Genomic DNA, 26,445 nt, shown 5'->3' on the forward strand with positions numbered 1-26,445 from the left:
TATGAAACGCGGCATTGCTGTCGAAGCCGTCGTCGTGATAGCGATAACATGGCTGATCATCCGCGATCCTGTCAATGTGGCGCGGAACGGCGGGAGAGGATTATGACGCAATTCGGCCGATGGATCGGTAAGTTCGCGCTGCTGCTCGGCGCGGTAATTGGTTTGACCGGACCGGCGCAGGCCGAAGACGGCTACGACCTCTGGCTGCGCTATCACGCCCCCGCGGCGACGCCTGCGCGGAATGCCCCGACGGTCGACGCGCGCGGCGATACGCCGACGCTTCGCGTGGCGGTGGAAGAATTGCGGCGCGGCGTGGGGCTGTTCGGGACGAGCCCGCCGCCGATCCTGCTGGCCACCGCCAGCGATCGCGACGTCGTGGCACTCCGCTTGCCGCTGGCCGGGCTCGGCGACGAAGGATACCGCGTCGGACAGGTCACGATCGGCGGTCGCCGCACACTCCTCGTCACCGCGAACACCGATCGCGGAGTCCTGTACGGCAGCTTCGCGCTGCTGCGGCACCTCCAGACCGGTGGCAGCCTCGACCGGATCGCCCTGACTTCGAGGCCGCGCGTAAAACTGCGCGTGCTCAACCACTGGGACAATCTGGATGGCGTGGTCGAGCGCGGCTATGCCGGCGTGTCGCTGTGGGATTGGTGGACGCTCCCCGACTTCCGCGATCCGCGCTACACCGATTACGCGCGCGCCAACGCGTCGATCGGGATCAACGGCACCGTCCTCAACAACGTCAACGCAAAGGCCGACAGCCTGACCGCGCCGTATATCGCGAAAGCTGCGGCACTCGCCGACGTGTTTCGCCCGTACGGGATCAAAGTGTACCTCTCAGCGCGCTTCTCGGCCCCGATCGAGATCGGTGGCTTGAAGACCGCCGACCCGCTCGACCCGCAGGTCGCGGCGTGGTGGAAGGCGAAGACCGACGAGATCTATCGCAGCATCCCCGATTTCGGCGGCTTTCTGGTCAAGGCCAACAGCGAGGGCCAGCCCGGCCCGCGCGACTATCATCGCAGCCACGCCGACGGCGCCAATATGCTCGCCGCGGCGGTCGCACCGCATGGTGGGATCGTGATGTGGCGCGCGTTCGTCTATGCCGAGACCGACCCCGACGATCGCGCGAAACAGGCCTATACCGAGTTCAAGCCGCTCGACGGCAAATTCGCCAAGAACGTCATCGTCCAGGTCAAGAACGGCGCGATCGACTTCCAGCCGCGCGAGCCGTTCCACCCGCTGTTCGGGGCGATGCCGAAGACGCCGCTGATGATCGAATTCCAGATCACCAAGGAATATCTCGGCTTCGCGACGCACCTCGCCTATCTCGGGCCGATGTTCGCCGAGACGCTGGCGAGCAAGACGATGCAGACGCCCGGCGAAACCGTTGCGGACGTCGTCGACGGGTCGGTCGAAGGTCACACACTGACGGGCATGGCGGGGGTCGCCAATATCGGCCGCGACCGCGACTGGGCGGGCTCGACGTTCAACCAGGCGAACTGGTACGCGTTTGGGCGGATGGCGTGGGATCCGACGCTCGGCGCCGCACCGGTCGCGCGCGAATGGGCGGCGATGACCTTTGCCCCCTCTGCCAAGATCGTCGATCCGGTGGTCGCGATGATGATGGGATCGCGTGAGGCCGTGGTGGACTACATGACGCCGCTCGGCCTGTCGCACGTCATGGCGACGGGACATCATTATGGCCCGGCTCCGTGGGTGGCCGATCTCAAGCGCCCCGAATGGAACCCGGTCTATTATCACCGTGCCGACAAGGCCGGGATCGGCTTCGACCGGACCAAGACGGGCAGCAACGCGGTCGCGCAATACGCCCCTGCCCTCGCCCGCACGCTCGCCGATCCGGCGACGACGCCAGAGCGCGACCTGCTGTGGTTTCACCACGTCTCCTGGGACCGGCGCATGGGATCGGGGCGGACCTTATGGGCGGAGATGGTCCATGATTACGATTCCGGCGCCGGCTATGTCGCGGACATGCGCCGGCGATGGGATGCGCTGAAGCCGCAGGTCGATGCCGAACGCTGGGCGAAGACCGCGACGTATCTGGCGGTGCAGGAGCGCGAAGCGCGGTGGTGGCGCGATGCGAGCCTGGCCTATTGGATGTCGGTCAACGGCCTGCCGCTGCCCGCCGGCGCCGCCGCACCCGCACACGATCTGGCGTGGTACAAGGCGCAGCGCTTTCCCTATGCTCCCGGAAACCCGCAATGATTCCCCGGCCGCCTCCACGTGAAGCGGCCAAGCAAAAGGCTGATCGATGATGCGCGCCGACGGGCCGATACTGTGTTTCGGTGAACTGCTGCTCAGGCTCTCCCCGCCGGGGCACGGTCCCTTGTTCCGGGAGTCTCGGCTGGACGCGAATTTCGGCGGCGCGGAGGCCAATGTCGCCGTCGCGCTCGCGCGTCTTGGCAGGAGCAGCGGCGTCATTTCCGCGGTGCCCGACGACGTCGTCGGCGACGCCGCGATCGATGCGCTCCGCCGGCCCGGCGTCGATGTATCGCGGATCGCGCGCAGCGACGGGCGACTCGGCCTGTATTACCTCGCACCCGGTGCAGGGCTGCGCGCGTCGGCGATCGTCTACGACCGTCAGAACAGCGTGTTCGCGACCCGGACGGCGACCGCCTATGACTGGCCGGCGCTGCTGGCCGGCGCGGCGCGGCTGCATCTGTCGGGGATCAATCCGGCGATCGGTTCCGCGATGGCGGACATCTGTCTTGCGGCGATGACCGCCGCACGCGCGATCGGCGTACCGGTGTCGTTCGACGGCAATTACCGCGCGAGCATGTGGGCGAAATGGTGTGCGGACCCCGCCGCGATCCTTCTTCCGCTCGTCGACCGTGCCGATTTGTTGTTCGGCAATCACCGCGACATCGCATTGCTACTGCGGCGTCCGCTGGATGGCAGCACGCCACAGGGCCGACGCGAGGCGGCGTTGGCGGCGTTCGACCGGTTCCCGAACCTGCGCCACATCGCGTCCATGTCCCGCGAGGTCCGCGACGCCGGATGCAACGTCCTGCGCGCCCGTATCGACACGCCGACCGATATTATCGAGACCGACGCGATCGAAGTTTCGGGCATCGTCGACCGGATCGGCACCGGAGACGCCTTCGCCGCCGGTGTGCTCGCCGAGCTTGGCGTGGGGGGGACTGAAGGGGCGGCCGAGAAGGCAGCCCGCGCGGCGCAAACCGGGCTGGCGCTGGCGGTCTTGAAACATGCTACGCCGGGCGACCAGAGCGAGACCACGCCGCGCGATCTGGCGACGTTCCGCGAGGGCGGGTTCGACGTCCGGCGTTGATCGAGGCGGGCGGCATGTCACCAGAGCCCGGCGTCGAAAATTCGCGATGCCCCCGTTGACAGCACCTCCAAGCACGCAAATGATATCGCTATCATAATGATAAAATAGGAGAGTTCGGTGGATATCACGCGACGCGACGGGCTGGCGATGTTGGGCGGTCTCGCCGTCGCTGCGGGCACTGCAGGCGGGGCTTTGGCGCAAACTGGTGCCGCGATCCCGTCGCTGGACGGCGGTGTCGCCAGCTTGCAGTCGATCGCTGCGACCAAGGGGATGCGACTTGGGTCGTGCTTTGCCTGGGGACGGCCCGGCGCGGATCGCGGATCGTTCGCCAACCCCGCTTACGCCGCGCTGCTGACGCGCGATTGCGGGCTGCTGGTGCCGGAGAACGAGATGAAGTGGCAGGCGATCCGGCCAAGCGCGACCCGCTTCGACTTTGCCCATCTGGACGCGATGATGGCGTGGGCGAAGGCCAGCCGACTGCCGGTGCGCGGCCATAATCTGCTGTGGCATCAGCCGAAATGGATGCCGCGGTGGGAGGAAAGTCATGATTTCGGCGCGAACCCGGCACAGGCGGCGGAGCGTCTTCTGGTCGAACATATCACCACCGTCTGCCGCCGCTATGACGCGCAGATCGGCAGCTACGACGTCGTCAACGAAGCGGTGAATCCGGCGGATTCGACGCTGTACCAGACGGCCCTGTCGCGCGCGCTGGGCGGTCCCGAGGCGACGATCGATCTCGCTTTCCACACTGCACGCGCCGCCGCCCCGCATGCCCAACTTGTCTATAACGACTATATGAGCTGGGAACCCGGCAACGCCAAACACCGGGCCGGCGTGCTGAATTTGCTCGAGGGATTCAAGCGACGCGGCGTGCCCGTCGATGCGCTCGGGGTACAGTCCCACCTCGTGACGCAGGGCGCCGATACGCGCGCGGCGATCACCGCGCTTGAGGGCGAATGGCGTCGCTTCCTCGATGCGGTGGCGGCGATGGGGTATGGCCTCGTGATCACCGAACTCGACGTTCGCGACAACAAGCTGCCGGGCGACATCGCCGCGCGCGATCGCGCGGTGGCGGATTTCACACGCGGGTATCTCGATCTCATGCTGTCCTATCCGTCGGTCCGCGACGTGCTGCTATGGGGCATGTCCGATCGCTACAGCTGGATCGAAGGTTTCGAGCCTCGCCCCGACAAGGCCCGCCGCCGCCCCTGCCCATATGACGACAGGTTCGTCGCCAAGCCGATGCGTGCGGCGATCGCGGGCGCGATTGCCGCCGCCCCGCTGCGAGCGACGTCGAAGACTGTTGCCCGCGAAGGGGCGCGCCGATGAGTCGCTGGGCGATAGCGCTTCTGCCAGCCGCCCTGCTCGCGGCCAGTGCGGGCGCGCGGGATGCTGCCCACACTGCGCCTGCGCGTCATTGGATCGCGAGTTGGGGCTCGTCGCAGATGATCGCCGACGGCGACAATGCGTTGCCCGCGGATCGCGCACGCGCGGTCACGCTGCGTCAGGTGATCCGGCTGTCGGCAGGGGGCGATCACCTCCGTGTCCGCCTGTCCAACGCGTTCGGGACGCGACCGCTCACCATCGCCGCGGGGCACGTCGCGCGCAGTTCGGCGCCTCAGACTGGCGAGATCACCGGCGGGGTGCGACTGACCTTTGCCGGCCATGCCGATGCCGTCATCCCCGCGGGTGCCGAACTCTATTCGGATCCCGTCGCGATGCCGGTCGCGGCCGGCGCCGATCTCGCCGTCAGCCTGTATCTGCCCGAGGCCGCGGTTCCACAGACCGGACATCCGGGCGCGCGCGCGATCAGCTTCGCGCTCGCGGGCAATCATGTCGCCGATGCAAGCCTGGCAGGCGCTACGCAAACCCCGCATTGGTACGCACTCGCCGATCTTGAAGTATCGGGGGCGGCCAACGCGGGGTCGATCGTCGCGATCGGGGACTCGATCACCGACGGCTACGGCGTCAAGCCAAACCGCAACACGCGGTGGACCGACATTCTCGCCGAACGGTTGCGGCGCACGCCCGCCACCCGCGGTACCGGCGTCGTCAATGCCGGGATCGGTGGCAACCGTATCCTGCTCGACGGGCTGGGTCCCAACCTCATGGCGCGGTTCGACCGCGACGTCGTAGCGCGCAGCGGCGTGCGCTGGGCGATCCTGCTCGAAGGCGTCAATGATCTCGGCGTACTCACGCGGGAGGCACCAGCGACACCCGCCCAGCACGCCGCGCTCGTGACGCAGATTATCACTGCCTACACCGAACTCGTGACGCGGGCGCATGCGCACGACATCAAGGTGATTGGGGCGACGATCACGCCGTTCGGCGGGAACGACTATTATCACCCGGGACCAGCATCCGAAGCGGATCGACAGGCCATCAACACGTTCATCCGCACATCCGGCCTATTCGACGCGGTAATCGATTTCGATCGTGTCATGCGCGACCCGGCACAACCGGCAAGGCTGGATCCCGCCGTCGATTCAGGCGACCACCTTCACCCATCCGAAGCCGGCTATCGCCGGATGGGCGAGGCAGTACCATTGGCCTTGTTCGGTAGCGGGCGGCGCTGATCAGATCGCAACCGCGTACAGGGCGTGATGCGTCAGGATGAAGAGCGTTCGATTGTCGTCGCCGCCGATGACGAGCTGCAAAGGGCGTTCCGGCGTGTCGATGCGCCATCGCAACGTGCCGTCGGCGGCGTAGACGAACACCTGGCCGTTCGCGACGTAGAGTTGCCCTGCGGCATCGCGAACCGCGCTTTCGCCACCCCGGTCGGCGACGATCTTGAGGTCGGTGACACGCCCCTGATCGCCAACCAGACCGTCATAGGTCCGATTTTCCGACGCGTTGGTCAGGACGACGCGCGCGCCGGGAGCGGCGGACACCAGTCCGTACGCGTCGAGCGTGTCGGACCAGCGCCACCCCTGGTGGTCGTCGGGTCCCTGGTTCCAGACCCTGAACGCAGGCAGCGCCAGCGATCCATCGGGTGAGCGATATTCCTCGGGCTTGGGCTCTGCCATCTTGGTCGCGAACATGTCCGCCATGGTCGGGAACTGATAGGTCGTGGGATCGATACGGTCGGCGAATTCGCCGTTCGCCCAGACGTTGGCGGGAAGCAAAGTCGCCGCACCTTTTCCCCCGGCAGCAGGCGTAGGTGCGATCACCTGAACAGCTGCGGGCTTGGCGGGATCGAAGCTGTACACGGTAGCGTCGCGCCCTGCTGAGGATAGCACGAGCAGATGCCCCGACCGATCGACCGCCAGATTGACCGGATCGAGCGGCGCGTCGGCAACGATCGACAGCCCTTCGGCCTTGGTCCAGCCATGGATCCGCTGGAAATGCCGGTCGATGAAATAGAGTTTGCCGTGCGCATCGACGGCGCCACCGGCGATCGAATAAAAGCCGTCCGCCAGCTTCTTGACGTCGGTCGACACCGGGATGGCGGAGGCAAGCGCGGCGCTTGTGGCAGCAGGCGGCACGTCCAGGCGCGCAAACTCGCGTTCGCGCACCTCCTGGCGCCGCGTGATGTCCTTGATCGCGGTCTCGAACGGGTATTTGCTCGCGCGGAGATACGTGCCGCAGCCCTTCGCATCGCAGCTCGCAAACCCGCTTTCGGCGTTCACGTGGACGTTGCGAAACCGGATATCGCCCGAGTCATACAGCTTCACCGCGGCATCCATCGGCTTCATCGAGCGGGTGACGCGATAGCCGTGATAGTTGGCGAACAGGATGTTGCGCGAATGTCGGATCTCGGTCGAAATCGCATCGACCCCGTCGCGCACCTCCTGCTCGGTCTGCGGCGCCAGGAACTCCCAGTTCTCGACATGGTCGAGGACGATTTCCGCGCGGTAATGATGCTCGGCCGACAATTGGTATACATGCCCCGGCGTCTTGGTGTTCGACACATGGAAGCCCGAGGACGCGAGCGTGTTGGGCGACCAGATCGCCGCAAACGTCCCGCCGCCGCCATCGGTCACCCAGATGCTCGGCGACTGGCCGTCGAACCGCGCGCGGGGATCGCCAAAACCGATCGGGCTTCCCTTGGTCAGCGCGGTACCGCCCCCACCCTGGATCTTGACGTCGTTGACCATCGAGGCCGCGCCAGCGCGCCACAGCAATGCGGTCGCGCGCGGATTGACGCCGCCGGTCCACAGGCCGAGCCCGGAGACTATCGCGTTGCCGCCCCGGGCACTCTCGACCAACGCCTTGGGTGGGCCAACCCCGGCATAGCCCGCCGTCTGATCGACAAGGTAGAGGTGAGTGAGGCCTGGGTGCAGCGCGATCAAGACGGTATCGGCGCGCAACTTCACCGTGTCGGACACGCGGTAGCGGCCGGTCGGGAGATACAGCACGCGGTGCGTGTCGATCGCGCGTTGCAGTGCCGCCGTGTCGTCGGTGGTGTCGTCGCCCTTTACGCCCAGATCGCGGACGTTCGCCCAGTCTCCGACCGGCGGTAGCGCACGGATCGCCGGTATCGCGCGGACCGGAACGCGGGCCAACGGCGCCATCGTGACATCGGTCGCATACGCGCCGATCGTGCCGAGCGCCGGCAGCTTCAGTCCGTACGAGAAATCCGCAACCCGGTAGCGTGGCCCGGCTCCCGCGACCGTCTTGCCGCTGTCGCGGAAGCGGACGAAGGTCGGCGTATTGATCCCGACGGCGTTGTCGAAGCCGATCTGGGTGAAGACGCTGTTCTCGGCGGAGACGACGACGCCCGCCCGAGTGACGTTCTCGAACCGGACGTCCTTGCCCCACAACGAGTCGGAATGGCCGCGATCGATCTCGATGCCGACCGGCGTATCGCGGATCGCGACGTTGACGAGCGTCAGGTCGACCTCGTGCTCGCGGATCGCGGCGTCGCGCTGGCCCTGGAACTCGGAGTCAATCAGCGTGAACTGCCACGCGGGAGAGGTCTTCTCCGAGATGATTCCGTAGCGGCCACCGAAGAACCGCAAATCCTCGAATTCATTGCCAGCCTGATAGACCCCGGCGAGCCCCGAACCGATGTGGAAATCGACGTGGCGCAGATAGCCATGCTGTGCGACCCGGAAGCGCACTGCGACCGCGCCCGCATTGCCGTCGCCGATCCGGAAATCGATATTCGACAGGGCCGAATAGAAGGTACTCGAGGTCGCATCGAAGATCGCCGGGTCGTACGGCACGCTGGTGGGCGGCGGCACCGGCGCCTTGCCGACCCGGTATTGATCCTCGCCGGTGAAACTCAGCATCGCCGCGACGCCCGATGCGTAGCCCGCACTATTGTCGCCGAGGACGATCTCCGGACGCGTGGGGCCGATGCCGAAGATCCGGACGGCCGATCGAACGAAGATCGTGCGGCTGATCCGGTAGCGTCCCGACGGGAGGAACACCACGCCGCCCTTCCCGCCCGCTGCCGCAGCGTCGATCGCCTGCTGGAGCGCGGCGCTGTCGTCGGCACGCCCGTCGCCAACGCCCTTGACGGTCACCGCGCGTGGATCGTCGGGACGGGTGAGATAGACCGAATTCGTCTTCGCGAATGCCGCGACGGGGGACAGCACGGGCAGCAATGCCACACCACTCAGCAGCCATTTCATGGTCATGTCGATCCTATCCCCGATGACGGGCCGTGATTGCGGATAACGATTTCGCGGTCGCCAGCCCGGGAGCGAGATTGTCTGCTCACATATCGAGCCCGATCCCGGACACGTGCGCGCGGCTCGTGGCGCAGGTCGATCAGGCGGGGTGCAGCACCAGGGTCTGCGCGACGATCGCCACTTGCGTGCGATTGCGCACGTTCAGTTTGCGCATCAACGCGGTCATGTGGGCCTTCACGGTCGCCTCGGCGATCCCTAGGTCATAGGCGATCTGCTTGTTGAGCAACCCCGAGTGAACGCCGCGCAGGACCTTGATCTGGGTCGGAGTCAGCTGGGGAGGACGCAGCGACACTGGCGGGGCAGCATTTGCGCGCAGGGGTCGGCAAGCATCGCGAACAGTCGCTTCCATGATCATCCTCCACCGTTTCGGCTTTGACGCCGCACTCTTTCACCCCGCAGTCTGATGCCGCGGCAACAAGGCTCAAGCTCTCGGTCCCCTATTCTGCTTTTACAGATTCGGTTGGACAGGTTTATACTATGCTCCGCTGTTCGTTACCGTATCAAGCCTTTTCTAGTGGCAGTTGGCAAATACCTGTCCTACAGATCGATACCAGTCGACAGGTGAACGCGCCGTCGGATCGCAGGGAAGGATGTCGATGTCGCCACCATGCAAGCGCCTTGCCAGGTCTGAGGGTACCCGCCGATGATCGGCGGCGACCTGAGGCTGATCATCGCCGCGCTGGCGGGAATCCTGCTTGCCGTGGTGATGATCGTGCGCGGGCGACTGCACCCGTTCATCGGCCTGTTGTGCGGCGCCTTCACGGTCGGTTTGCTGGCGGGGCTGCCGCTGCCGGACGTCGCCAAGGCGGTCCAGAAGGGCGTTGGCGACATCATCGGCGGCACCGGTCTGGTCGTCGCGCTGGGGCTGTCATTAGGGGCGATGCTGCATCTGTCGGGCGCCGCCGCGTCGCTCGCCAAGGGTGCACTGAACCTGACCGGTACCCGCGCCGCGCCATGGGCGACGCTCGGCATCGCGATCGTCATCGGACTGCCGCTGTTCTTCGAGACCGGGCTGGTCCTGCTACTGCCGATCGTCGTCGCGGCTGCGGAGGAAATGTCCGCGATGACGGCAGGGACCAGCGATGCCGCGCGCGATCAGGCCAAGCTGCGGCTGATCATGCCCGCGCTAGCGGGTCTCGGCGTGGTGCATGCGCTGGTGCCACCGCATCCCGGCCCGCTGCTTGCGGTCGAGGCGCTCGGCGCGAACCTCGGGCTGACGATGCTCTACGGAATCCTCATCGCGATCCCGACGGCGATTGTCGCCGGGCCGCTGCTGGCCAAATTCACCACCCGCGGCGTGCGACTGGCATCGCCGGTGCTGCGCGATACCGGACTGGCGATCGCCACGCCCTCGCGGCTGCTGTCGCTGGTAATCGTGCTGTTACCGGTCCTGCTCATCGCAACCGGCGAACTGGGCCAGATGATCCCGACGCTGAAGGGCGCGCCCGGCCTGGTCGCGGCGAGCAATCCAGTCGTCGCGCTGCTCCTGACGAACCTGCTCGCGCTGCCGTTGCTGTTCGGGCGGCGGCTGCGCGAGGCTGCGATTCAGGATGCGGTCTGGCACGAGACGATGGGTGCGGCCGGCGCGATCCTGCTCGCGATCGGTGCCGGCGGTGCGCTGAAACAGGTGCTGGTGACCGCCGGCCTGTCCGACCTGCTCGCGCGGACGGTGATGATGTACGCGATCTCGCCGTTACTGCTCGGCTGGCTGGTGGCGGTCGCGATCCGGCTCGCCGCGGGCTCGGCGACGGTGGCCACGATTACCGCGGTCGGCATCATGCCCGGCGTCGTCGCCAGCTCGGGGGTATCGCCCGAGCTGGTCGTGCTGGCGATCGGCGCAGGGTCGGTATTCTTCAGCCACGTCAACGATCCGGGCTTCTGGCTGGTCAAGAGCTATGTCGGGACCAGTACCGCGGACACGTTCCGCACCTGGTCGCTGCTCGAGACCGCGATCTCGGTGGTCGGCCTCGCGCTGGTGATGGCGCTGAGCTATGTCGTCTGACGATGGCGGGATCAGGGTATATGCCACCGCAGGACGTGCGGTCGTGACCGAATTACGGCTCGCGGATCGCGCCTATACGGCGATCGTCCGGATCATCACCGACGACAAGCTTGCGGTCGGCGATCGGCTGCCATCCGAAGCGCAACTCGCCGCCACGTTCGGGATGTCCCGGACGATCGTCCGCGAGGCGTTGGCCCGGCTCGCGTCCGATGGCATCACCCAGGCACGGCGGGGCGCGGGATCCTACGTCAAGCGCCGCCCGTCCGAGCGGCTCGGCACGCACATGCCGATGGACGCGCTGGCGACGACGCTCGGCACCTACGAAGTGCGGTTCGTGCTGGAGGCGGAGGCCGCGCGGCTCGCGGCATCGCGCCGATCGCATCATCAGCTCGAGGCGATCGAACGGGCGCTGGAGGCGTTGCGCAGCGCGTTGCTGTCGAACGCGCCCGCGCATGACGAGGACTGGGTCCTGCACCGCGCGATCGTCGAGGCGACTGCAAACGCCGCGTTCCTGCTGGTGTTCGACCATCTCCACGAGGAGGTGATGCGGATCCTGCGTGCCGGCGTCGATATCTCCCGCTCGCGCCCGCCCGAGGTCATCGGGGCGATGATGGACGAGCATGATGCGATCGTCGAGGCGATCCGGGCACGGGACGCGGATGGCGCTGCGCTCGCGATGCGCTGGCATTTGTCGCAGGGGCGCAAACGGCTGATGCCGTGATCCGGTTCGGTGCCCACTGTCGCATTCGGCAGGCAGGTCAGCCGCGCTGTTGCTCCGATCGGGGCGCTGCGATCACGAGCCATGCCAGCACGTCGGCCACCAGCGCGTCCGGCGTCCGGCCCGCATCGAGCGTCAGTGCGTTTTCATCCGGTGCCGGCGGCTCGAGTGTGGCGAGTTGGCTGTCGAGCAGGCTTGCCGGCATGTAATGCCCGGCCCGCGTTGCCAGCCTGCGCGCGATCTCCGCGGGCGCCGTATCGAGCAGCACGAACGCCAGCGGCACGGCGGATGCCGCGGACAGACGCTCGCGGTAGCTGCGCTTCAGTGCGGAACAGGCGGCCACTGCCATGCCACCGTGCTCTGTCTGCGTCTCGAGCGCGGCGTCACCGAGCGCGGCCCCCACGCGATCGAGCCACGGCCAGCGGTCGGCATCGTCGAGCGCATGACCGGATTGCATCTTGGCGATGCTCGCCGGTGCATGAAACGTATCGCCTTCGAGTAACGGGCAACCGAGCCGTTGCGCGAGATGCGCGGCCAATGTGGATTTGCCGCTGCCGCTCACGCCCATGACGACGATGCCCCTGACAAGGCTGTCACCTGGGGTATCGCCACCCGGGTTCCCTGAAGTCTCTCGCTTTGCCTGCACCACGCGCCCTCGTCGACTGCTCCGCCATTACGCTATCGGGCGGCGGAGCGGGCTTGGCCATTACGACCTTTGTCGCAGTCGTCCTAGCCGGCACGACCGCCTATCCGGCATGATGTGCCGGAAAAACCGCGCCCACGCCGAAAAGCAACCGGCGATGACCGCCGCACATGCGATCATGCCCCTGCCTCTGACCATACCTGCGCCCGTGCCTGCGCTGGGAGCGGTGCCGCGCATGGCGCCGCCTGCCCGGCGCGGATTGCGACCTTGGTCGTAGATGCCGCGCGGCACGCGATGCGATAGACCAGACGATACACGATGGCATGACCAAGCCGGATCACCGGCACGCACCGTGGGCGGATAGGGGATCGACTGATGACAACGGCTAAGCGCGACCGGCGACTTTTCGGACGATTTGATGGTATCGTTACCAGCCTGATGGCGCTGTCGACCGCGCTGGCCTGCACGCCTGCCCTGGCTCAGACCGTCGACCCTGCCCCCGCCCCCGCCCCCGAACTCGCCGCGACCCCGCAGACGTCGCCCGCCGATCTGCCTGATACCGCGCCGACGCCTGCCTCGGTCAGCGATATCGTCGTCACCGGCACGCGCATCACGTCGAGCGGCTTCAACGCGCCGACCCCCACGACCGTGATCGGCGAGGAACAGATCCTCAAGAACGCGCAACCCAACATATTCACGACGGTGGCGCAATTGCCCTCGCTCCAGGGCTCGACCGGCGCCAACACGGGGACGTTCAGCACGTCGAGCGGATCGCAGGGGCTCAGCTCGTTCTCGCTGCGTGGTCTCGGCACGATCCGGACTCTGACGCTGCTCGACGGCCAGCGCGTCGTCGGTGCCAACGTCACCGGCGTGCCCGACATCAGCCAGTTCCCGCAATTGCTGATCAAGCGCGTTGACATCGTCACCGGCGGTGCGTCCGCCTCCTACGGTTCGGATGCGGTCGGCGGCGTGATCAACTTCATCACCGATACGAAGTTCACCGGGTTCAAGGCGAACGTCCAGACCGGCGTGACCACCTATGGCGACGACGGCCAGGTGCTGTTCCAGGCGGCGGTCGGCAAGAACTTCGCCAACGACAGGCTGCACGTCATCCTGAGCGGCGAATATGCCAAGGAACAGGGCGTCGGCCCGGGCAATTTCGGCGAAGACCTCGCCGGCAGCCGCGACTGGTACCGTGCGACGACCCTGGTCAACACCGGTATCATGAATAACGGGTCGCCGCAATATCTGGTGCGCGATCATGGCCAGGCGTACCAATACACCAAATACGGCCTGATCAGCGCCGGCCCGCTGCAGGGCACCGCGTTCGACGCCAACGGCCAGCCCTTCCCGTTCCAGTACGGATCGAACGGCGTGCCGGCCAAGGACAGGGCCGGCAACGTCAACGGTTGCTTCGTCGGCTTCTGCGTCGGCGGCGACCAGTCGGGGCATGTCGGATCGGGCACCTCGCTGCAATCCGCGATCCAGCGCCTCAACGGCTATACGCGCATCAGCTACGACGTCGCGCCCGACATGGAGGTCTATATGACCGCCAACGTCGCGCAGGTGAAGACGCACAACCAGCCCAATCCCGGCTCCGCGAAGACCGGGCTGACCGTGCAGTGCGCGAACCCCTATCTGCCCGCGTCGATCTCGGCCGCCTGCGCGGCGAACGGCATCACCAATTTCCAGTACGGCCTAAGCAACGCGATCCTGCCGAACATCAGGGTGAACACCGATCGTCGCCAATATCGCTTCGTCGGGGGCCTGAAGGGCAAGGCCGACGTGCTCGGGACGAACTGGACCTATGACGCGTCGTACGAGCACGGCATCAACATCACCGACATCGACGTCGACAACATCAGCCTGACCGGACGCTACAACCAGGCGATCAACGCGACGCGGATCAACGGTCAGATCGTCTGCGCCGACGCCGCCGCACGCGCCGCGGGCTGCCAGCCGATCAACATCTTCGGCGGCGCGACACCGTCGGCAGCGGCGCTCGCCTATGTCACGCCAGCCGCGGGGCCGTTCCAGCATACCAAGCAGACGCAGGACGCCTTCGCGGGCAGCATCTCGGGCGAGCCGATCACTTTGTGGGCGGGGCCGCTCGCGGTCGCGGCGGGGATCGAATACCGCCGAGAATTCTACCGCGTGAACGCCGATCCTTATGGTGCAGGCGTCTCCGACATCAGCCCGAACTCGACGCTGTATCCGGCCGATCCCAGCCTGAATTCGGTGAACGGCAGCAACTGGTATGCCGGCAACTACAAGAACGGAACGGGCAAGTACAACGTCCTGGAAAGCTTCCTGGAGCTGAACCTGCCGATCCTCAACTCCGACACGCTGGGTCGCGCGAACGTGAACGCGGCGGGCCGGGCGACGCGCTATTCGACCTCGGGAGTCGTCTATGCCTGGAAGGTCGGCGGTACCTGGGACACGCCGCTCGACGGGCTCCGCTTCCGCGCGGTGACGTCGCGCGACGTCCGCGCGCCGAACCTGTCCGAGCTGTTCGCGGCACCGGTGACGACAACAGTCCCCAACTTCACCGATCCGCGCCGGACGGCCGAGAACCCGAACGGCCGCCAGGTGCTCATCATCCAGAACACGATCGGCAACACGGCGCTGAGGCCCGAGATCGCGCTCAACACCGAACTCGGCGTCGTCTATGCGCGGCCGAAATGGCTGCCCGGGCTCAGCCTGTCGTTCGACTATTACAAGATCAAGCTGAACGACGTGATCTCCAGCCTGTCCGCACAGCAGGTCGTCAACCTCTGCCTCGTGGATAACATCCCCGACACCTGCGGGGCGTTCGACCTCGACAGCGATTCCAAATTCGTCAACGTCCAGTCGTTCAACCTGGCGTCGATCAAGACCGATGGGTTCGATATCGAGGCGAGCTATCAGTGGCGCAAACCGCTGGGGATCGACGGCAATTTCACCCTGCGCGGGCTGACCACGCACGTGATCAAGTACGTCACCGATCCGGGCCTGCCCGGCACGATCCCGGTCGATTCCGCGGGCGCGAACACCGGCGCGACGCCGAACTGGAAATGGCTCGTCACCGAGAGCTACGACAACGACGCGTTCAGCATCACGCTGCAGCAGCGCTGGTTCAGCGACGGCGTGTACGGGAACCAGTATGTCGTGTGCTCGGCCGGCAACTGCCCGGTCTCGACCAGCAACAACCCGACGATCGACAACAACACGATGAAGGGCGCGTTCTACTTCGACGTCGGCGGTGCACTGAACGTCACCAAGCAGGTGAGCATGTTCTTCAAGGTCGACAATCTGTTCGATCACGATCCCGAGCCATCGCCACAGACCAATACGGGGCTCGACGTGAACCCGGCATTGTACGACACATTGGGCCGGTTCTACCGGATCGGCGTGCGCGCGCGGTTCTGACGGGTCCGGATCGCCTATCCTTCCAAACGCCGGGATGCTCTTTCATGGATTTTGCACGACGCGATATCATCCTGTCCGCCGCCGCACTGGCGCTGAGTTCGGCGGCGTGCGGCGCAGGGCGGCCCGACCGCAAGCTCGGCTATGCGATCGTCGGGCTCGGCTCGTACGGGCTCGACGTCATCATACCCCAGTTCGCCAATTGCACGCACAGCCGGCTGGCCGCCGTGGTCAGCGGCGATCCCGTCAAGGCGAAGCGGGTCGCCGCCGAGCACGGCCTGCCCGCCAGCGCGGTCTATTCCTACGCCAATTTCGACTCGATCCGAAACAATCCGGATGTGGACATCGTCTATGTCTGCCTGCCCAATGCGCTACACGCGGAGTACACGATCCGCGCGGCGAAGGCGGGCAAGCACGTGATGTGCGAAAAGCCGATGGCGGTCTCGGTCGCGGAATGCGAGGCGATGATCGCCGCGTGCAAGACCGCGAACCGCAAGCTGATGATCGGCTATCGCTGCCATTTCGAGGCCTATAACCTGGAGGCGATGCGGCTGGCGCATACCGGTGCGGCGGGGAAAATCCGTTATGTCCGGTCCGAGCATGGGTTCGTTCAGGGCGACCCATCGAAATGGCGGCTGAAACGCGCGCTGTCGGGTGGCGGGTCGCTGATGGACATGGGCATCTACAGCCTCCAGGCGGCGCGCTACATGACCGGCGAGGAACCGATCGCGGTGACCGCACGCGAATCCACCGACCGCCGCGATCCGCGCTTTACCGAGGTCGAGGACATGATCGACTGGACGCTGGAATTCCCCTCGGGCGCGATCGCCGGATGCCAGTCGATGTACAGCGCCAACCAGAACCACATCCTGTTGATGGGCGACGCCGGCCGGATCGAGCTCGAGCCGGCAACGCGCTATGACGGCAACCACATGTGGGTCGGCAAGGACGGCCGCGAGCGCGCGGTCACACCGCCGCCCGGCCCCGGCAAGACGCAGTTCGCGGGGCAACTCGATCACCTCGTCGACTGCGTCCGCACCGGGCGCGAGCCGATCGTATCGGGCGAAGAGGGCCTGCGCGACATGCGCATCGTCGAGGCGATCTACCGTTCCGCGCGCGAAGGGCGGACCATCCGCCTGGACGGTCGCGCATGATCGCGCGTCTGGTGGCTGTTGCCCTCGCGCTCGTGTCGGTTGCTGCAACGGCGCAGACCACGGATCCCACTGCCTTCGCATCGGGTGCCGACGTGACCTCGCAGGTCGCGGCGATGGCGAAGGGCATGAAACCCGGACAGGGCTTTGCGTGGCAGCCCTTGGTGCGCGACGGCGAAACGGTGGCCGCGCTCGAATATTGGAAGACGCCGGGACGCCCGGCAGTGCATCCGGACCAGGCCGAATACGCGATCGTCATCGCTGGCGCCGGAATGCTGATCTCCGGCGGAACGCTCGAGGCGGCGAAACCCGTCAAGCCCGACCTCATCGAAGGCGACCGCATCGTCGGCGGCACTACGCGCGTGCTGAAGCCGGGCGACGTCATGCTGATCCCGGCGGGCGTCCCGCACCGGTTCGGCATCACCGGCGGCCGCCTCGTACTGCTCGGCACGAAGCTGCCCGTGCGGCGGTAACGGGCCTTCTAATCCTCACCCGCCAGGGGGAGGTGGCAGGCGCAGCCTGACGGAGGGGGAGGAAGGGTAACGTCTGTTGCGTCGCCCCCCCCCTCCGTCGCTTCGCGCCACCTACCCCTGGCGGGGGAGGATTCAGGACTCAAGGTCACCCCCACCAACCGCGGCGCAGCGGCACGCGCAGGACGCGGTCGTTCGCAGTCAGGTACAGCGCCCTCCCCCGCTCGCCGAACGCGCAATTGGCGATCGGCGCCCCGGTCGAGATCAGCCCAAGCGGTTCGGCCTCGGGCGTCAGGATCATCATCCCGCCGGGCACCGAGCACACCAGCGTGCCATCGCGCGCCACCTTCATGCCGTCGGGCAGCCCCGCGCCACCGCGCGCCTGCATCGGTTTCGCATCGAGCCAGACCCGCGCGTTGCCAGGCCGCCCCGCGGAATCCAGGTCATAGACCATGATCCGTGGCGCGGTTTCGTCCGATACCGACACGTAGAGCCGCCGCTCGTCGGGCGACAGCGCGATCCCATTGGGGCGCGTCTGGCCGCCGTCGAGCAGCTCGACACCACCGTCCCGCGTCCAGCGATACACGCCGTTGACCGTCATCTCCTTGTCCGGCGCGGCGTCGCCATCGACCAGTCCATAAGGCGGATCGGTAAAGTAGATCGCACCGTCGCGGGCGACGTGCAGGTCGTTCGGACTGTTGAAGCGATTACCGCGATACCGGTCGATCAAGACCGTGCGGCGGCCGGTGGCAAGGTCGACGCGGTCGATCGACCGGCCGCCACTGTTGGCAATCAGCAGCTTGCCCGTCCGGTCGAGCGCCAGTCCGTTGGCACCGGGCTCGCGGACGCGCTTTGGATCGGTTCCGCCCGCCCCCGAGGGATCGAGGAACGGCGTCGCAGGCCCCCCCTTGCGCCACCGCCTGACGATATTGGCCGCCGGATCGGAGAACAGCAGATACTGCCCGGCCTCGACCCACAAAGGCCCCTCTGCCCAGCGTATCCCGGTAGCGAGCGTCTCGATAACCGCGTCGGGCGCAATCATCCGATCGAGTGTCGGCGACAATCGTGCGATCCGCGGCACCACCGCACCCACCTTTGCCTCGCCCGCCTCTGTGGCGCGCACCACTGCCCCGCGCGCCGCCGCTCCCCCAGCGATGCCGAGCAGTGCAAGTCCGCCGATCAGCATGCCGCGCCGATCCAGCACAGCGCCGTGGCGAAGGTCGGGCGCCGAATGGTCGTGTCCGGTCGGTTCCAAAATCATGCCAGCATCCCCCCGCGTTGCACTTGGTAGCGCTATCGCTCAAAGTGCGGTGATAAAAGCGAGGGGATGACGGTGTCGATACCAAAATGGGGATGCGCTGCGGCGTTGGGATTGAGCGCCATCGTATCCAGCCCGGTGTCGGCGGCCATCGCCGCGCGGACGATCGCGGTGGATGTACGCGCACCGTCGACGCCGCGCGACCGCATGGCCGAGCTTTCCATCGGCGCCGATTTTCCCGGCACGCTGCAACGCGAAGACAGCCTCGCGCAACTCGGGCTCGTCCGGAAAGACCTGCGCTTCCGCTACATCCGTTTCCACAACGTCTTTGCGGACCAATTGGGCGTGTACCGCGAGGTCAACGGCAAGCCGGTCTATGATTGGCGAAAGCTCGATCGGCTGTACGACCGGCTGCTCGGCATGGGGCTCAAGCCGTTCGTCGAACTCGGCTTCACGCCCGACGCGATGAAAACGTCCGACCAGACGATCTTTTATTGGAAGGGCAACACGTCGCATCCTCAGCCGGAGAAATGGACCGCGCTGGTCGATGCGTTCACGCGCCACATGATCGACCGCTATGGCGCCAAGGAAGTCCGCAGCTGGTATTTCGAATTCTGGAACGAACCCAATCTCGCCGGCTTCTGGGAAGGCGCCGACCAGGCCGCCTATTTCGACTATTACAAACGCACCGTGCGCGCGATCAAGGCGATCGATCCCGCGCTGCGCGTCGGCGGGCCGGCGACCGCAGGCGCTGGCTGGGTGCCCGAATTTCTCGCGTATGCGAAAGCCAATGCGCTCCCGGTCGATTTCGTCAGCACGCATACCTACGGCGTCGAGGGCGGATTTCTCGACGAGAAGGGCGAAGGCGATAACAAACTGTCGCGCGATCCCGATGCCGTCGTGAAGGACGTCCGCGCGGTGCGCGCGCAGATCGATGCCGCCGGCCGCCCCGGACTGCCGCTGTTCTTCACCGAATGGAGCACCAGCTACAATCCGCGCGATCCGATCCACGACGACTATCTCGGCGCGGCCTATGTGCTCTCCAAGCTGCGACGCACCGAGGGGCTGGCGCAGGGCATGAGCTACTGGACGTTCAGCGACCTGTTCGAGGAACCCGGGCCGCAGGCCAAGCCGTTCGAGGGCGGCTTTGGGCTGATGACGCCGCAGGGTGTGCGGAAAGCGACGTGGTTCGCCTATAAATACCTCGCCGAGCTGGGCGACCGTGAAGTGCCGACCGGCGACGCCCAGAGCATCGCCGCGATCAAGGGCCGGACGATCCAGCTGCTCGCATGGCGCGACGTCCTGCCCGACCAGCCCGTGAGCAATCGCCCGTTCTTCACCAAAATCCGCGTTCCCGCCGCCGCGGCGCCGCTCGATATCAAGCTCGGCAGCCTGAAGCCGGGGTCGTACCGCGTCACGGTACGCCGCACCGGCTTTCGCCAGAACGACGCCTATACCGCGTATCTCGAAATGGGCAGGCCAGCGGTGCTGACCGAGACGCAGCTTGCGCAGCTGCAGGCGGCGACGCGGGATTTGCCGACCACCAGCACGCTTCGGGTCCGCGCCGATGGCAAGGCGACGATCGACCTGCCGATGCGCGATCACGATGTGGTGATGATCGAGCTGACACCGGCCTGAACCGAGCACGGCCTGGCCGGAACAGTCGGACACTTTCGTCGCGTTCGAGGATTGGAGCACCACCCCGCACAGACCACAGGACACCGTCATGCTCATCGATCTTACCGGCAAGACCGCGCTCGTCACCGGCTCTACCGAAGGCATCGGCTTCGGGATCGCGCAAGGGCTCGCACGGGCGGGCGCGACCGTCATCGTCAATGGCCGTGCGCAGGCGAAGGTCGATACCGCGGTTGAGAAGATCGGCGGCAATGCGCGCGGGGTGGCCGCAGACCTCGGCAACGCCGACGGTCATGACGTACTCGTCGCCGCGGTGCCGCACGCCGATATCGTCGTCAGCAATCTCGGCATCTTCCAACCCGCCGACTTTTTCGACGTCGACGACGCGACCTGGGACCGGCACTGGCAGGTCAACGTGATGGCCGGCGTTCGACTGGCGCGTGCCTACCTGCCAGGCATGGCGACGAACGGCTGGGGGCGCCTCGTGTTGCTGTCATCCGAATCCGCCTTCAACATTCCCGTCGAGATGATCCACTACGGCGTCAGCAAGACTGCCGACGTCGCGCTCGCACGGGGCCTCGCCAAGCGGATGGCGGGCACCGGCGTGACGGTGAATTCGGTGCTGCCCGGCCCGACCTTGTCCGAAGGCGTCGAGGCGATGCTCGAGGACGAACGCGTCAAGACCGGCAAGCCGATCGACGAGGTCGCCGCTACGTTCGTGCAGACGCATCGACCAAGCTCGATCATCCGCCGTGCCGCCACGGTCGAGGAGGTGGCGAACATGGTCGTCTATCTGGCCTCGCCGCTTGCCTCCGCCACCACCGGGGCGGCGATGCGCGTCGATGGCGGCGTGATCGACACGCTCTGATACGGCACCGGTGGATCCGTTTCTCGCTGCGCTCGACCGGTTGCCGACCGGCTATAGCGAGGGTCTGTTCGCTGGCCGTCGCTGGGGCGTCACGGTCGATCTTTCGGCGGATCGTCGGCGGTGCTGGGTCTGGGGCGAAGAACTGGGCGGCAACGCACGGATCAGTTTCAACCTTTACAGGTTGGCGGACCGGCCCGTGCTACGCCCCTGCGAGATGCCCGCCGAGACCGTGATCGCCTTCATACTCGGCTATACGCCCGATCCGGCGCGGCTCACGCCACCGCCGTCGCGTGGATAGGCAGGAGTGCCGCACCGATCGTCGCGGCGGCACCCTCCAGCGTGGACACCGAGATGATCGGCAGGCCGCTGACATGATCGCCGATGTGCATCGCGCCGAAGTCGATATGCTCGACCAGCGCGCGCAGGATGCGGTTTGGCAGTGGGCTTGAGATCACGAACTCGCCCGGATCGATCCACGCCAGCCCCCAGTTTATGATCGGCGCGATCTGGCTGGCCGCGCGGCGGACCCAGGCATCGACGACATCCTCATACCCCGCGACCACCGCCTCGAAATCGACCAGCGAGTGGATATCGCAACCGGCCGCGCGAAGCGTGATTAACAGGTCGAGCGTCGAGGGGCGTGGCCGGTCGTTGGGATAGAGGCAGCCGATCTCCCCCGCGCTCGCCATCGCTCCGCGCAGGATCCGCCCCTCGACGATGATCCCCGCGCCGATCCCATGGCCGAGCAGGATCACCACCGCGGTCGAGCAGCGGCGCATCAGCCCGCCGACATAATATTCCGCCAGCGCCGCCGTATTGGCATCGTTCTCGATCCAGATCCGGTGGCCGATATGCTCCTCGAAAAGCGTCTTCAGATCGATCCCGCGCCATGCCCCAAGACTGTCGACCGTCCAGCGCCGGTTCCCCTCGGGCGACAGCGACGAGCCCGGAACGCCGATCCCGACGCCCAGCAGTCGCCGCCCGAGCAGCCGGTTCTCGATCGCCATGTCGTGCATCGATTCCGTGACGCGCGCGGCGAAAACGCGTGGATCGGGATCGTCGAACGGCTGCGAGCTGTGCGCGATCACCCCGCCCGCATAGTCGACGAGCGCCACCTCCATCAGCCCGCGGTGAAGCATCGCACCGACCGCATAGCCGGCATCGGGCGATATCCGCAGCGGCACGGCGGGCCGACCGGGCGTCACCGGCTCCGAACTCGGACATTCCTCGATCAGTCCGTGCGCGAGCAGGTTGCTCGACAGCCGCGTCAGCTTCGACGCACTCATCGCGAGATCGCCGGCGAGCTGCTTGCGAGATCGCCCACCGACCGAGCGCAGGACCTGCATGATCCGCCGCTCGTCATCGTCCAGTCTCAGCTTCGCATAGGCCATCGCCCACTCCCTCGCCGATCCCGATAGTCGATTAGTTTATTTCGTGAAATTAATTAAAATCGTCATATTCCACGTCCAGCGGCGTGGCATCGAACAGGGCTGGGGACGAACAGATGACCAAATTTGGCTTGCGCACGGGTTGCGCCATTCTCGCGTTGAGCATCGCCGCGCAGTCGCCGGCCTGGGCCCAGACCGCCCCCACCACGCCGCCTGCCGCCACGCCCCCGGCCGATACGGTCCCGGCCGATACGGTCCCGGAAGCATCCGCACCCGACGCCGCGGCGCCTGACGCGGGCGGCGGCGACATCATCGTTACCGGCTCGGCTCGCCAGCAGCGCCGCTTCGACGTCTCCTACGCGGTCAACTCGCTGAGCAACGCCGACATCCAGAAGCTCGCGCCGATCAACTTCGCCGATCTGCTCGGCAAGCTCCCCGGCTTTGCAGTCGAGAATACCGGCGGCGAGGTCCAGAACATCATCCGCCTGCGGGGCCTGCCGAGCGACGGCGGGCTTGTCACTTTCCAGCAGGACGGACTGCCGATGTTCCACGAGAATGACGGCAATTTCTTCCGCGGCGACAGCATCAACCGGTTCGATCTGATGACGCAGCGCGTCGAGGTGGTGCGCGGCGGCCCTGCCCCGGTTTATGCCAGCTATGCCGCGGCGATCGTCAACAACATCACCGTGTCGGGCACCGACACGACGCGCGGCAAGGCGCAGGTGACGCTCGGCGATACTGGGCTCTACCGGCTCGATGCGTACCAGGCGGGCCCGATCGACGACTCGACCTATTACGCGATCGGCGGGTTCCTGCGCCGCCACGACGGCTACCGCGACAACGGCTTCCCCAACGATCGCGGGGGCCAGGTCCGCGCCAACATCAAGCACGACTTCTCGAACGGATCGCTGCGCGTGTCCGGCAATTACCTGAACGACCACAACGTCTTCTATCTGCCGATCCCGACCGCGGACCCGCGCGATCCGAGCAAGTCGCTCAACCAGTATATCGACTTCTTCAGCGGCACGATGAACTCGCCCGCGCTGCGCAACGCGAACATCCGTTTCCGCGAGGCCGACGGCACGACGCGCAACGTCGACGCCGATCTCGGCAATGGTCGCCACACCCAGTTCGGCAATGTCGGCGTCCAGTACGATGCGGACTATGACGGCTGGAAGGTCGCGGCGAAGGGCGGCGTCAGCGTCGGCAAGCTCCATTTCAACGCGCTGTATTCGACCACCAACCCCTCGGACGCCAACGCCTATGCCGCCAGCAACCTCGGCGCGGCACGGACCGCGTTCGGCGCGGGCGTGACCCGGCTCGGCTATGCGATCGCAGGCACCAACGGCGCCGAAGTCTATGACCCCAACGCCGCCTCCGGCCTCGTCGTCCCCGCGCAGTTCCGCGACGTCGTCTCGAAATATTATTCGACGCAGGGCGACCTCAGCGTCACGCGCTCGATCGCAACCGGCTTCGGCACGCACGATCTCCGCGTCGGCGTGTATGGCAGCCTGTACGGCGAGACCAACGAGGTCGCGTATCAGGACTATCTGCTCGAGGTGAAGGGCAAGCCGCGGACGCTCGATCTGATCGCGTACAACGCCGCGGGCCAGGCGGTCGGTTCGATCACCGACAACGGCGTGCTGCGCTATACGACCACGCTCAACCGCGGCAACACCGACGCGAAGATGTACGCGCTCTACGCCAACGACACTTGGGAACTGACCAAGGGCCTGACGCTCGACGGCGGTGTCCGCCACGAACGTTACAGCTTCAACGGCTATGCCTTCGCGACGACCTCCGCAAACCTTGGCGACCCGACCACGCTCGCCGACAACGCGGTCCGCGCATTCACCGGGCAGATTATCAATTCGAAGCTGAGCCCGAGCATCACCAACTGGACCGGCGGGATCAACTACGACGTCACGCAGCATCTCGGCGCGTACGCCCGCGCGTCGCATCTCGAAACGCCGCCGTCGACGCAGGTTACCTACCAGATCAACCCGACGATCATCACGTCGAAGGCGAACCAGTATGAGGTCGGGCTGAAGGCCGCATTCGGCCGGTCGTATCTGTACCTGATCGGCTTCTACACGCGCTACAATCCGCTCAACGCGTCGTTCGTCGCGCTCGACCCGGTCACCGGCCGCAACGACCAGTCGGTGCCATTCGTCGGCAAGGCGGAGATCAAGGGCATCGAGATCGACGGCAACCTCGCGCTGCCGCACGGTTTCGCGGTCACCGGCGCGCTGACGATCAGCGATCCGCAGTATAAGAGCCTCGTCAACGCCAACGGCGCGAGCGCGGGCGACGTCGAGGGCAACCAGATTGTCCGCGAGCCGAAGGTCTATGGCAATATCCGCCCCTCGGTCGACTTCGACGTCGCGGGCAACTCGGTGCAGCTGTACGGCCGCTACGAATATACCGGCAAACGCTATGTCGACTTCTTCAACAACACTGCCCTGCCTTCGTATCAGACGGTCGGCGCTGGGCTCACGCTGACGCACGACACGTGGCAGATGCAGGTCGTCGGCGACAATCTGTTCAATGCCAAGGGCTTGACCGAGGGCAACACGCGCACCGATCAGTTGAGCGGCCAAGGTACCGCGGATGCGATCTACGGCCGCCCGATCTTCGGTCGCAACGTCCGCCTCGTGGTCAGCAAGTCCTGGTGACGGGCTTGCGTTTGATACTCGCGGCGTTGGCGATGACGGCGGCGGCTCCGGTGTGGGCGGAAACGTCCGCACCGGTGGCGGTCAGCGATACGGTCGTCGACACCTTGTCGGAGCGGCTGTTTCCGATGCTCGGCGCGCTGGGGCGGTTGCCGGCTGGCGCGCTCGATACGCGGGCGGGACGGATTGCCGCGTGCGTTGGCGTACCCGCCTGCGTGATCGAGGCGACGATTTGGACCGATCAGGACCGGGCGATGATGGCGGAAAGGCTGGCCAAGACCGGCGCTTTGCGGTCGATCACGACGAATGCGGATCTGCCAGTTGCAGTCGGTATCGATCAGGAGCTCGAAGCGCTGAACGTGGTGCTGCGAGTCTACGGCCTCGGCTTGCCCGGACGCTATCCCAAGATCGACGGACCGATCTTCCCGACCGGCACGCCGTTCTTCACCGATAGCGTAAAGGTCGCGATCGATACCGCGCGCACCGCGTCGGATTCGCCGCCCGCGACGATCTCGGCCAGCGTGCGGTTGGCTGTGGCGTTGCTCGATGCCAATGATGCGACGGCGGCGACGCGGTTCGAACCGCTCGACCAGCGCGAAAATGCAGGCGCACGCACACTTGCCGCGCGGACCGATTGGAAGGCCTTCCGCTACTCGCTGCTGATCGTGCCCGGCGTCGGTCCTGAAGATACGGGCACTGAACTCAGCCCACGCAGCAAGCTCCACGCGCTGCTCGCGGCGCAACGCTATCGCCAGGGTCTCGCACCGTTCATCCTCGTCTCGGGCAGCGCGGTGCATCCGCGCGGCACGCGGTTCGTCGAAGCCGTCGAGATCCGCCGCGCACTGGTCGAGCGCTACGGCATCCCCGCCGACCGCGTCATCCTCGAGCCGTACGCGCGGCACACGACCACCAACCTGCGCAACGCGACGCGGCGGATGGTGGCGCTCGGTATCCCGCTCGATCGTCCGACGCTGATCGTCACCGACGCCGAGCAGAGCAAATACATCGAGAGCCCGACCTTCACCGACCGCAACCGCACGGAACTGGGGTATCTGCCGGGCGCGGTCGGGCGGCGGCTGTCAGTGTACGATCTCGAATTTCAGGCGTCGCGGCTATTCATGCGCCACGATCCGCGCGATCCTCTCGATCCATGAACGATTATTTCAGGCACGCATTGTCCAGCACGACAAACACCCCTGCCTCCACCCCGGCGAAGGCCGGGGCCCAATTGGGGGACGGCCATAACCGGGGATCGCGCTCCGTCACGTCGACCTTTCCAATTGTGC

General features: G+C 66.3%; 19 protein-coding genes. 14 read left to right on the forward strand and 5 right to left on the reverse strand.

Translation table 11 applies throughout. From position 1 onward, the window contains the following. The first annotated feature begins 102 nt into the window (after positions 1-102). The 4 genes from SPHN_RS05650 to SPHN_RS05665 all read left to right on the forward strand — a co-directional run bounded on the left by SPHN_RS05650 (position 103) and on the right by SPHN_RS05665 (position 5,886). Positions 103-2,226: an alpha-glucuronidase family glycosyl hydrolase gene (locus SPHN_RS05650; RefSeq protein WP_248521854.1), complete on the forward strand. Its 2,124-nt coding sequence runs from the start codon at positions 103-105 to the stop codon at positions 2,224-2,226. Between the two features lie 49 nt (positions 2,227-2,275). Next, positions 2,276-3,310: a sugar kinase gene (locus SPHN_RS05655; RefSeq protein ID WP_248522395.1), complete on the forward strand. Its 1,035-nt coding sequence runs from the start codon at positions 2,276-2,278 to the stop codon at positions 3,308-3,310. 117 nt (positions 3,311-3,427) lie between these two features. Next, on the forward strand, positions 3,428-4,639 hold the full coding sequence (locus tag SPHN_RS05660) for an endo-1,4-beta-xylanase (RefSeq protein WP_248521856.1): 1,212 nt from the start codon (positions 3,428-3,430) through the stop codon (positions 4,637-4,639). After that, positions 4,636-5,886, forward strand: a complete 1,251-nt coding sequence (locus SPHN_RS05665) for an SGNH/GDSL hydrolase family protein (RefSeq protein ID WP_248521857.1) — start codon at positions 4,636-4,638, stop codon at positions 5,884-5,886. Before SPHN_RS05660 ends, SPHN_RS05665 begins: the two co-directional genes overlap by 4 nt. Here the strand turns inward: SPHN_RS05665 and SPHN_RS05670 are convergent, their stop codons facing one another. Together SPHN_RS05670 and SPHN_RS05675 are read right to left on the reverse strand one after the other, a co-directional pair. Next, on the reverse strand, positions 5,887-8,895 hold the full coding sequence (locus tag SPHN_RS05670; protein WP_248521859.1) for a glycosyl hydrolase family 28-related protein: 3,009 nt from the start codon (positions 8,893-8,895) through the stop codon (positions 5,887-5,889). It lies immediately after the preceding gene. Between the two features lie 133 nt (positions 8,896-9,028). Next, positions 9,029-9,298: a helix-turn-helix domain-containing protein gene (locus SPHN_RS05675; protein WP_248521861.1), complete on the reverse strand. Its 270-nt coding sequence runs from the start codon at positions 9,296-9,298 to the stop codon at positions 9,029-9,031. Between the two features lie 294 nt (positions 9,299-9,592). Between SPHN_RS05675 and SPHN_RS05680 the strand changes: the two genes are divergently transcribed. Next, the gene (locus tag SPHN_RS05680; RefSeq protein ID WP_248521863.1) at positions 9,593-10,951 is read left to right on the forward strand and encodes a GntP family permease; all 1,359 of its coding nucleotides are present in this window, start codon (positions 9,593-9,595) and stop codon (positions 10,949-10,951) included. 43 nt (positions 10,952-10,994) lie between these two features. Beyond that, the gene (locus tag SPHN_RS05685; protein ID WP_248521865.1) at positions 10,995-11,672 is read left to right on the forward strand and encodes a FadR/GntR family transcriptional regulator; all 678 of its coding nucleotides are present in this window, start codon (positions 10,995-10,997) and stop codon (positions 11,670-11,672) included. Positions 11,673-11,709: 37 nt separating this feature from the next. On the opposite strand, the gene SPHN_RS05690 is transcribed toward SPHN_RS05685, so the two are convergent. Next, positions 11,710-12,318, reverse strand: coding sequence for a gluconokinase (locus tag SPHN_RS05690; RefSeq protein WP_432715057.1), 609 nt, complete (start codon positions 12,316-12,318; stop codon positions 11,710-11,712). Positions 12,319-12,687: 369 nt separating this feature from the next. Between SPHN_RS05690 and SPHN_RS05695 the strand changes: the two genes are divergently transcribed. From SPHN_RS05695 to SPHN_RS05705, 3 genes are read left to right on the forward strand one after another with little or no spacing between them, the layout of a single operon-like run. Next, positions 12,688-15,720, forward strand: coding sequence for a TonB-dependent receptor plug domain-containing protein (locus SPHN_RS05695; RefSeq protein ID WP_248521867.1), 3,033 nt, complete (start codon positions 12,688-12,690; stop codon positions 15,718-15,720). A gap of 44 nt (positions 15,721-15,764) precedes the next feature. Then, positions 15,765-16,871: a Gfo/Idh/MocA family protein gene (locus SPHN_RS05700; protein ID WP_248521869.1), complete on the forward strand. Its 1,107-nt coding sequence runs from the start codon at positions 15,765-15,767 to the stop codon at positions 16,869-16,871. Continuing rightward, positions 16,868-17,341 carry a cupin domain-containing protein gene (locus SPHN_RS05705; protein WP_248521870.1) on the forward strand — a complete coding sequence of 158 codons (474 nt, stop codon included), beginning with the start codon at positions 16,868-16,870 and terminating at the stop codon, positions 17,339-17,341. The genes SPHN_RS05700 and SPHN_RS05705 overlap by 4 nt, the downstream gene beginning before the upstream one ends. A gap of 145 nt (positions 17,342-17,486) precedes the next feature. Here SPHN_RS05705 and SPHN_RS05710 read toward each other — a convergent pair whose 3' ends face one another. Further along, positions 17,487-18,599 carry an SMP-30/gluconolactonase/LRE family protein gene (locus SPHN_RS05710; protein WP_248521872.1) on the reverse strand — a complete coding sequence of 371 codons (1,113 nt, stop codon included), beginning with the start codon at positions 18,597-18,599 and terminating at the stop codon, positions 17,487-17,489. Positions 18,600-18,710: 111 nt separating this feature from the next. On the opposite strand from SPHN_RS05710, the gene SPHN_RS05715 reads away from it, so the two are divergent. The 3 genes from SPHN_RS05715 to SPHN_RS05725 all read left to right on the forward strand — a co-directional run bounded on the left by SPHN_RS05715 (position 18,711) and on the right by SPHN_RS05725 (position 21,397). Next, the gene (locus SPHN_RS05715; RefSeq protein ID WP_248521874.1) at positions 18,711-20,234 is read left to right on the forward strand and encodes a GH39 family glycosyl hydrolase; all 1,524 of its coding nucleotides are present in this window, start codon (positions 18,711-18,713) and stop codon (positions 20,232-20,234) included. An 88-nt stretch (positions 20,235-20,322) separates the two neighbouring features. After that, on the forward strand, positions 20,323-21,099 hold the full coding sequence (locus SPHN_RS05720; protein ID WP_248521875.1) for an SDR family NAD(P)-dependent oxidoreductase: 777 nt from the start codon (positions 20,323-20,325) through the stop codon (positions 21,097-21,099). A gap of 10 nt (positions 21,100-21,109) precedes the next feature. Then, positions 21,110-21,397: a hypothetical protein gene (locus SPHN_RS05725; protein ID WP_248521876.1), complete on the forward strand. Its 288-nt coding sequence runs from the start codon at positions 21,110-21,112 to the stop codon at positions 21,395-21,397. On the opposite strand, the gene SPHN_RS05730 is transcribed toward SPHN_RS05725, so the two are convergent. Beyond that, complete coding sequence (locus SPHN_RS05730; protein WP_248521877.1) at positions 21,372-22,490, reverse strand: ROK family transcriptional regulator; 1,119 nt, start codon at positions 22,488-22,490, stop codon at positions 21,372-21,374. The two genes, SPHN_RS05725 and SPHN_RS05730, sit on opposite strands and share 26 nt — an antisense overlap. 113 nt (positions 22,491-22,603) lie before the next feature. Here SPHN_RS05730 and SPHN_RS05735 point away from each other — a divergent pair, with 113 nt between their 5' ends. Together SPHN_RS05735 and SPHN_RS05740 are read left to right on the forward strand one after the other, a co-directional pair. Further along, a complete protein-coding gene (locus SPHN_RS05735) occupies positions 22,604-25,162 on the forward strand; it encodes a TonB-dependent receptor (protein ID WP_248521878.1) in 2,559 nt (852 codons plus the stop codon). A 5-nt stretch (positions 25,163-25,167) separates the two neighbouring features. Continuing rightward, a complete protein-coding gene (locus SPHN_RS05740) occupies positions 25,168-26,313 on the forward strand; it encodes a YdcF family protein (protein WP_248521879.1) in 1,146 nt (381 codons plus the stop codon). Positions 26,314-26,445: the final 132 nt, after the last annotated feature.

The sequence above is a fragment of the Sphingomonas faeni genome (assembly GCF_023195535.1).
Taxonomy (GTDB): Bacteria; Pseudomonadota; Alphaproteobacteria; order Sphingomonadales; family Sphingomonadaceae; genus Sphingomonas; species Sphingomonas faeni_B.

Coding starts and splice junctions, on each gene's coding strand:
- SPHN_RS05650 (WP_248521854.1), top strand. CDS start 103: ATGACGCAATTCGGCCGATGGATCGGTAAGTTCGCGCTGCTGCTCGGC.
- SPHN_RS05655 (WP_248522395.1), top strand. CDS start 2,276: ATGCGCGCCGACGGGCCGATACTGTGTTTCGGTGAACTGCTGCTCAGG.
- SPHN_RS05665 (WP_248521857.1), top strand. CDS start 4,636: ATGAGTCGCTGGGCGATAGCGCTTCTGCCAGCCGCCCTGCTCGCGGCC.
- SPHN_RS05670 (WP_248521859.1), bottom strand. CDS start 8,895: ATGACCATGAAATGGCTGCTGAGTGGTGTGGCATTGCTGCCCGTGCTG.
- SPHN_RS05675 (WP_248521861.1), bottom strand. CDS start 9,298: ATGGAAGCGACTGTTCGCGATGCTTGCCGACCCCTGCGCGCAAATGCT.
- SPHN_RS05680 (WP_248521863.1), top strand. CDS start 9,593: ATGATCGGCGGCGACCTGAGGCTGATCATCGCCGCGCTGGCGGGAATC.
- SPHN_RS05695 (WP_248521867.1), top strand. CDS start 12,688: ATGACAACGGCTAAGCGCGACCGGCGACTTTTCGGACGATTTGATGGT.
- SPHN_RS05700 (WP_248521869.1), top strand. CDS start 15,765: ATGGATTTTGCACGACGCGATATCATCCTGTCCGCCGCCGCACTGGCG.
- SPHN_RS05705 (WP_248521870.1), top strand. CDS start 16,868: ATGATCGCGCGTCTGGTGGCTGTTGCCCTCGCGCTCGTGTCGGTTGCT.
- SPHN_RS05710 (WP_248521872.1), bottom strand. CDS start 18,599: ATGATTTTGGAACCGACCGGACACGACCATTCGGCGCCCGACCTTCGC.
- SPHN_RS05720 (WP_248521875.1), top strand. CDS start 20,323: ATGCTCATCGATCTTACCGGCAAGACCGCGCTCGTCACCGGCTCTACC.
- SPHN_RS05730 (WP_248521877.1), bottom strand. CDS start 22,490: ATGGCCTATGCGAAGCTGAGACTGGACGATGACGAGCGGCGGATCATG.
- SPHN_RS05735 (WP_248521878.1), top strand. CDS start 22,604: ATGACCAAATTTGGCTTGCGCACGGGTTGCGCCATTCTCGCGTTGAGC.